Annotated in this window: 3 protein-coding genes; 2 read left to right on the top strand and 1 reads right to left on the bottom strand. The window is 47.5% G+C overall.

Annotation, left to right across the window (positions count from 1 at the left end):
* Positions 1-198 precede the first annotated feature (198 nt).
* Positions 199-1,422, bottom strand: coding sequence for an adenosine deaminase family protein (locus B3180_RS12305; protein ID WP_271331823.1), 1,224 nt, complete (start codon positions 1,420-1,422; stop codon positions 199-201).
* A 100-nt stretch (positions 1,423-1,522) separates the two neighbouring features.
* Between B3180_RS12305 and B3180_RS12310 the strand changes: the two genes are divergently transcribed.
* Both B3180_RS12310 and pyrC read left to right on the top strand, forming a co-directional pair.
* Positions 1,523-2,104, top strand: a complete 582-nt coding sequence (locus B3180_RS12310) for a thymidine kinase (protein WP_278358285.1) — start codon at positions 1,523-1,525, stop codon at positions 2,102-2,104.
* An 86-nt stretch (positions 2,105-2,190) separates the two neighbouring features.
* Positions 2,191-2,890 (top strand): dihydroorotase (gene pyrC, locus B3180_RS12315; protein ID WP_286844865.1); only part of this gene is annotated, 700 nt, incomplete at its 3' end.

Here is a 2,890-nt window from a genome sequence, read left to right on the forward strand (position 1 = left end):
GCAGCCATCGCAGCAGCAACAACGTCCGGCACCTCAGCCTGCGCAGCCGCAAAATCAACAGCCTCAACAGAAACCGGCAGAACCTGCACCGTTTTCACCGGACAACGACTTTGATGACGACATTCCATTCTAAGGTTGTCGTTAAAATGTCAGGTAATAAAAAAGGCTCCTTGTGGAGCCTTTTTTATTTTTGCCTGTTTATTTCAGCCCAAACTGCTGAACAACTTTGTCAAAGTAGGCCAGGTTCTGCTTGGCGTAATCACGCTTTTCTACATAGCGGCCCGGGAAAAAGTTTTTCTTAAAGCCGTAGGCGACCATGTCTTTCAGACGTTTCAATGGAATATCAAAGTTGTCCAGAGCTAACTGGTATTCATTACTGACCGTGGTCCGTGATACCAAACGGTTGTCGGTACAAATGATAGTGGCCAGACGATGGTCCAGCATGTGCTGGAAGTTATGGTTCTTAATGTCGCCGATTTCCGGGTTGGTCTGCAGATTACTGGTCAGGCAAACTTCAACGGCAATACGGCGGTCAGCAATATAAGAGGCCAGGCTTTCACCATAAGCTTTTGGGTCTTCTATAGACGGGTCCTGGGTCATTTCAGGCGAGAATAACGAATAGCCATGTCCTAAGCGGTCGGCATGGCATTTGGTTAAGGCTTCAAAAATGCTTTCAGCACCATAAGCTTCGCCCGCGTGCACGGTTTTGAGTAAAAAGTTTTCGTGAGCGTATTCATACACTTCTTTAAACTCACCTGCCGGGTAGCCAATCTCTTGCCCTGCAATATCCAGCCCCACAATAGGCATGCCTTCTTCGTCGCGCATACGAACGCTGGCGCGGACTAAGTCCATTGCCGCTGTTTTAATCACCTGCATGGATTCAAAGTCACGCATTAGCTGGAACATTTGCGTGTAATAGGGTGAGAATCCTTTTTTACCAAACATGCGCATTGCGCAGTTGATAATGCCGTATTCAAATGGCGGTTTATCGCCATTCTTTACGTCGGCGCTGCTATTGTATTCATTCTTCGCCCGTAAAAGACCGTCGTTAACGACGTGCATAATGGTATCGAAGGTCACGCCTTTGCTCGGGTCCATTAGCAATTGCGGTGCAAAGCGTACCTCGATGTAATTAACCCCTTCATTCTGATTGTCGACGGCTAACTCATAAGAGGCTTGCTCCAGATTTTCTAGGTCACGCAAGGCTGCGCAGGTGTACTGAAAACCATTGAGGTACTCACCCAAATTGTTGTAGTGAGACTTAAAAACTAAATCAAATAAACCTTCCTCGGTATAGCTAGGGAGTTCGATATCAGCGCGTTTAGCCATATCAATTAAACTGCTGGCACGGAGGCTGCCGTCCAGGTGCAGGTGTAAGTCAGCTTTAGGAATGGCTTTAATAAATTCGGGGGAATATTGCATAGAGAACTCCTGCCTTAAGGTTGCTTTGTCCCATAATGCCATAAAATCGTGGTAATCTCTGCCAGGATCTAACCACAATAACCTAAAAAAATAGAACAAAATGGCTTCTCTATATTTTACGTATTCGGCAATGAATGCGGGGAAAAGTACCTCGCTGTTGCAAGTGGCTCATAATTACGAAGAGCGCGATCAGCATGTGTTATTGATGACGCCGGCTTTAGATGATCGGGCCGGCAAAGAGCGTATTGCGTCGCGTTTAGGTATTGGCCGTGACGCGGTGTCCTTTACTCACCGAACCGATTTGGCGGCGGTTGTGCGTGCCCGCTACATGCAACAGGCAATTGACTGCGTATTAATTGATGAAGCTCAGTTTCTAAGTGAAGAGCAAGTCTGGCAGTTGTCCAGCCTGGCCGACACCGACAATATTCCTGTGATGTGTTACGGCATTCGGACCGATGCCTTTGGTAATGCCTTTCCGGGAAGTGCGGTGTTGCTGGCTATAGCGGACAAATTGGTGGAAATGAAAACCATATGTCACTGCGGGCGTAAGGCAACCATGTCTTTGCGGGTTGATGAAAAAGGCAACGCCATTCGCATGGGGCAGCAAATTGCGATTGGTGGTAACGATAGGTACGTTTCATGCTGTCGCAAGCACTGGAAAGAAGCCATGGGGTTGCGCTAAAACGCTCAAATAGAATACAGATTAAAGGTTTTTGCTAAGGAACTTAATGGTATACTGGCTTTATCATTTTTTAGCCAGAAGTGACTATGCAAAGCTTAACCATTCCAAGACCAGATGACTGGCACCTGCACTTACGTGACGGGGCTATGTTGAAAACAACCGTACCTGCTTCGGCAACTGTTTTTCATCGCACCGTTGTTATGCCAAACCTTGTTCCGCCGGTTACCACCGTAACAGCGGCTTTAGAGTACCGGGCAAGGATTATGGAAGAGGTGCCCGAAGGCGTTAGCTTTAACCCGTTAATGGCTTTGTATCTCACGGCTGAAACCACTCCTGAGCAAGTTGCCGAAGCCGCTGCTAATGACCACATTATCGGTTTCAAACTCTACCCCTCGGGGGCAACCACAAACTCCGCTGCGGGGGTTAAGTCAGTTGAAGCATTAGAGCCAGTGTTAGCTGCTATGCAGGAATATGGTGTGCCACTGCTTGTGCATGGTGAAGTGACCGACAGCGATATTGATATTTTTGACCGTGAGCGCGTATTTATAGAGCGCCATTTAATTCCAATTACCGAGCGCTTCCCTAATTTAAAACTTGTGCTGGAGCACATCACAACCGCGGATGCTGTTGAGTTCGTGAAAAACGCCAACAGCAATGTCGCAGCAACGATGACGCCGCAACACTTGTTGATGAACCGGAATGATTTACTCGTTGGTGGTATTCGCCCACATAATTATTGTCTGCCAATTTTAAAGCGCCGCACACATCAACAGGCACTGCAACAGG

Source organism: Idiomarina sp. UBA4206 (assembly GCF_002383015.1).
Taxonomy (GTDB): domain Bacteria; phylum Pseudomonadota; class Gammaproteobacteria; order Enterobacterales; family Alteromonadaceae; genus Idiomarina; species Idiomarina abyssalis.

What these genes read in the sequence shown, in the direction of transcription:
- B3180_RS12305 (WP_271331823.1), bottom strand. Translation starts at nt 1,422, where the DNA reads ATGCAATATTCCCCCGAATTTATTAAAGCCATTCCTAAAGCTGACTTA.
- B3180_RS12310 (WP_278358285.1), top strand. Translation starts at nt 1,523, where the DNA reads ATGGCTTCTCTATATTTTACGTATTCGGCAATGAATGCGGGGAAAAGT.